Raw genomic sequence first — 4,011 nt, forward strand, 5'->3', positions numbered from 1 at the left:
TGGTTTTTATATTGAAGATCACATTGAAGGATATTTACCCAAAAACTGGACCTCAGATTTAGTTAGTGATGGCTATTACAAAGCGCAATATCAAAACGCAGATATAGACCCAGACGCAGGAGAATGGACATGTGGGCAGTGGGTAGAGACTAGCGGACCTTCAGCTACAGACATTGCAGATCAGAAAGCGGAATTTGTTGCTCAAGCGAAACTCAAAAAATCAAAGCTGATAAGTGATGCAAGCGATAGAATAGAGATTCTAAAAGACCGGATTGAGGCGGGGCAAGATAGAGCAGCAGAGTTGAAATTATGGAAGTCATATCGTATAACGCTTGATGATATTGATGTGAGTACAGCGCCGGATATCATGTGGCCCGTTTCTCCAGATAACATAAAATTGCCGGTGGTTTTAACCAAAGCAAAACTGGGCAATTAAGCCCAGCCTATTTCAGTCATACAACCAGCGACCAGCCTTGGCGGACTCAATAAGCATCCCTATGGTGAAATCTGGAACAGGTATGGGCGCTGTTTTTTTGAATGGATTCCATGAGAAAGGTTCATCTGGATAATAGATTTTAATATTAAACTTATCTTTTGGGATATTGAATGTTGAAAAAAAATCATTCATGAGTTCCTCAGCTTCTTCTTCCTCCATACGAAGATCAGTATCAAGGTCCGTTTCTGGCGTTAATACTGGCTGCTTACTCTTAAACAGATAAGCGCCATCATGGCGCCTAACAAGTTCATAAATACACTGTTCAATACTATTTACCATATTTTGTCGTTACCCCTGGCTATAGTGTTGTAATCACGTATTGCTCTATAAGTGATTTCTGATACGTCAGCAGCAATAATGATAAGGCCAAGCAGGGGAATAGAACGACCTACAAATGTTCCAATATTAGAGACCATCCTCCGCTTTGCTGTCCAAGGTGTATACCCACCTATCCATGTAGGTAATTGAATACCAAAGGGGAATTGTGATTTCTTAAATACGCCTCTTGCTGCTTTGGAGGCATATGAAGTGCCCTTCATTGCACTTATAGGCTTAGGTCGAGTGGGAAGATTATTTCTACCTGACAAGATCGCGGCTGCAGCACCAAAATCAGCCATGCCTAAACCAAATTGATCTACAGTTTTTTCAAAAAAAATCATAAATAGCAATCCGCTGGCGGTTAAATTTGAACGACCTGCATAAAAGTACGTCCCGCCCAGCTCTTCAACTGTATCCATAGTACATCCTTGTTATCGTGTTAATTATTGCTTAAAGCCCATTTGCTCTTCATCAGCATATATTGTTACCTCACATGATTAAACTAGAGTGGCAAGAGATTCAGACAATCCTCAAATGTATTTAATTTCTCATTACGTTGATATCAGAGAATTAACGCGCTAAATTACCCAAAGATGCCAAGCCTCACTTTTTAGTGGGGCTTTTTTTATGCCCGCCGGAAATCACTCACTATGTCTGCTATCGATATCACAACAATGCGCGGCGAAATGCCACGGGCGGTTGCACATCTATTGCCTGAGCAAGCGGCGACCATTGCTAAAAACTGCCATTTTCGCCACGGCGTTATTACACCGGTTATGGCGGATATTGATGGTGGGAAAACATTTAAGTTGAAGCCAACGACTATTTTCCGTACCCGCTGCACACCTTCAACATGCAGCGCAGCATAAATAGCCGACAGACGAATATCACGCCCTAAGCGGCGCTGGGTGCTGATATAGCTTTGTAATCGGGCTTCGGCTGCGGCGCGGATCGGCTCAGCTTCCGGCCCCGGATAAAAATAGAGCGTGGCGTCAATCTGATACTCCACGATGGTGGCAGAATTGACGGTTAATCGATCCGCCACCGGGCGCACGTTCTCATCGTTTAGTGCCGAGAAAACCTTATCCAATAAATACTGTGCCGCGGTACCATTTCCCTCACGTGAAAGCACGGTGACGGTAACGCAAGCGGGGGATGGGCTAATGGCGGAGGCGTCAGCAATCCGGCCATCGGCACTGCGGGCATGATACTCATACGCACCGGTTGGCCCGGCGACGCTCAAGCCCTCAAAGGCTTGCGGGATGCGTACCCGGAAATCGTCGTCAGACTCCATCACGGCGGCAGTGGGTGGGATGGCGTCTGGATTGGCTGCGGTGATGGTCAGTCGCTCAATGCCATTGTTTGCGCCGAGGTGGTCTAAATCACTGCCATTTGCGTAGGCCACCATCACCGCTTGCGCCCCTTCATTCACTCGCTGGCGCAACAGCAGCTCGCGGTAAGCGGTTTCTTGCAATAACTTCACGATGGGTTCAGATTCAAATGACAGCGTTAATCTCACCGCGGCTTGCTGCCCGGACGGATATAAGGCAATAAAATCTTCTTTACGCAATGCAAGCAGGCTTTCAAAATCCAGTGATTCAATCACCTGCGGTGCCGGTAACTGACTTAAGTCGATGGTCGGCATTATTGACCTCCTATTAGCACAGCCAAACTCAACCGGCTGTCGCTGTCGGTGCGGCTACCGGTTAAATCAACAATCATCTTGCCGTTGCTCAGCGTGGTAATACTGATGGCATTCAGCGTAACGCGCGGCTCCCAACGCATCACAGCGCCATAAACAGCGGCCATCATTTTTAGACGTAAGGCGGGATTTTGCGGCTGGTCGATCAAGGTTGATAACAGTGAGCCATAATCGCGGCGCATCACCCGTGTGCCTTGTGGTGTGGCCAGAATGTCACTGATTGACTGGCGAATATGATCAATATCGTCGATGTTCAAGCCGCTGTTGCGGTTCATGCCGCTATATTTATAGGTTGTCATTTTGTCCCTGTCGTATCAGCGCCACCGCGCTCAACACCGCCGTGGCTGTGGTTATCAACGATCACGCCATTAGATGAAAACTGACCGCCGGAATGCCTGATGTCGCCGCTCATCTGGCCGCCGCTTTTCACATTTAAGGTGGCTGTCGTCAGGTTGTTGGTACATTCCACTTCGGGTGTGTCCAGTGTGATTTTGACCGAGGCGGTACAGGTCATGTTGGGGGCGGTAGCATGGATCGATTCGCCAGCCTCAATCACCGCTGTTGCTATTCCGGTTACGGCCAGGTGACTGGTTTCTGGCTCGTACTCAAAACGGGCACCATCAGGGAAGGTGATCACGATAGCGTCGGCGGATTGTGACGGGGCGGGATTGGCATCAGAGAAAACAGCGGGCAGCACAAAACCGGTGGTGAGTTCACCGCCGATACTGATCACCATAACTTGCTCACCCGGCGATGGCGCAGACCAAAAACGCACCCGCCCGGCGCGCAGGGTTAACCAATTAAGCCAATCGGTTTCCAGGTTACCCATTTTGACCCGACATAATCCGTTAGCAAGATCGACGTCTGAGACGATGCCAATACGGATAATGTTAGCCAACAGGCGTTTAAGACCAGCAATAAGGATATTCATGCGGCCAGTTTGCCGCCTACGGGCGCGCGCGGCATGTGATGGGTTTTGTGTGAGGGATGGCACAAGAAATTAATGGATTCAATAAATGTGATAGCCTTTATTTACAGCCTAAAAGGTTAATAAAGGGGTAAGCAATCGTGCATTCTGTAATTCGGCAGGTGAAAATAATGATTCAATCCTGTAATGTCTAATGGTTACACTATTTAAATTATTAAAAGGATTTTTAAAATGGCCAACTCTATTTATTTAACGTTGCAAGGTGCGAAACAAGGTTTAATATCCGCTGGCTGCGGTTCATTAGATTCTATTGGCAATAAGTCGCAATCAACACATCAGGATCAAATCTTCATTTATGCATTGCAACATATGATATCTCGTGCTCAAAACTCCCATCATCATCCAATAGTTTTTAGAAAACCCATTGATAAATCATCGCCTTTGCTGGGTATCTCTATCTCTGAAAATGAAAGTCTTGAGTGTCTTTTCGATTTTTATCGAACGAACAGTGAGGGTTCTTGTAATGGTCTAATCATTCCGGACACTTTGTTAGAGATATAATGAGCA

The 4,011-nt window shown here is 46.7% G+C and carries 5 protein-coding genes and 2 pseudogenes; 2 read left to right on the plus strand and 5 right to left on the minus strand.

Translation table 11 applies throughout. The features are described from left to right. Nucleotides 1-436 (plus strand): tail fiber assembly protein (locus tag AC971_RS22355; protein WP_072071384.1); only part of this gene is annotated, 436 nt, incomplete at its 5' end. 12 nt (nt 437-448) lie between these two features. Here AC971_RS22355 and AC971_RS21245 read toward each other — a convergent pair. The 5 genes and pseudogenes from AC971_RS21245 to AC971_RS21265 form a co-directional block, all read right to left on the minus strand. Beyond that, a complete protein-coding gene (locus tag AC971_RS21245; protein ID WP_011192279.1) occupies nt 449-775 on the minus strand; it encodes a DUF1493 family protein in 327 nt (108 codons plus the stop codon). Next, complete coding sequence (locus AC971_RS21250; protein ID WP_011192280.1) at nt 769-1,233, minus strand: STM2901 family protein; 465 nt, start codon at nt 1,231-1,233, stop codon at nt 769-771. The genes AC971_RS21245 and AC971_RS21250 overlap by 7 nt, the downstream gene beginning before the upstream one ends. Nucleotides 1,234-1,646: 413 nt before the next feature. Continuing rightward, nucleotides 1,647-2,459 (minus strand): annotated as a pseudogene (locus AC971_RS21255) (baseplate assembly protein); the annotation flags it as partial. After that, nucleotides 2,459-2,815, minus strand: a complete 357-nt coding sequence (locus AC971_RS21260) for a GPW/gp25 family protein (protein ID WP_025383651.1) — start codon at nt 2,813-2,815, stop codon at nt 2,459-2,461. The pseudogene AC971_RS21255 and the gene AC971_RS21260, both read right to left, overlap by 1 nt. Then, the gene (locus AC971_RS21265; RefSeq protein WP_025383652.1) at nt 2,812-3,447 is read right to left on the minus strand and encodes a phage baseplate assembly protein V; all 636 of its coding nucleotides are present in this window, start codon (nt 3,445-3,447) and stop codon (nt 2,812-2,814) included. Before AC971_RS21265 ends, AC971_RS21260 begins: the two co-directional genes overlap by 4 nt. Before the next feature lie 228 nt (nt 3,448-3,675). On the opposite strand from AC971_RS21265, the pseudogene tssD reads away from it, so the two are divergent. Then, nucleotides 3,676-3,963: pseudogene (gene tssD / locus AC971_RS21270) on the plus strand (type VI secretion system tube protein TssD); the annotation flags it as partial. Between the last annotated feature and the right edge of the window lie 48 nt (nt 3,964-4,011).

Origin of the sequence: Yersinia similis (genome assembly GCF_001053095.1) — a bacterium.
Lineage (GTDB): Bacteria > Pseudomonadota > Gammaproteobacteria > Enterobacterales > Enterobacteriaceae > Yersinia > Yersinia similis.

Excerpts from the sequence above, each read along its gene's own strand:
- AC971_RS21245 (WP_011192279.1), bottom strand. The coding sequence starts at position 775 with ATGGTAAATAGTATTGAACAGTGTATTTATGAACTTGTTAGGCGCCAT.
- AC971_RS21250 (WP_011192280.1), bottom strand. The coding sequence starts at position 1,233 with ATGGATACAGTTGAAGAGCTGGGCGGGACGTACTTTTATGCAGGTCGT.
- AC971_RS21260 (WP_025383651.1), bottom strand. The coding sequence starts at position 2,815 with ATGACAACCTATAAATATAGCGGCATGAACCGCAACAGCGGCTTGAAC.
- AC971_RS21265 (WP_025383652.1), bottom strand. The coding sequence starts at position 3,447 with ATGAATATCCTTATTGCTGGTCTTAAACGCCTGTTGGCTAACATTATC.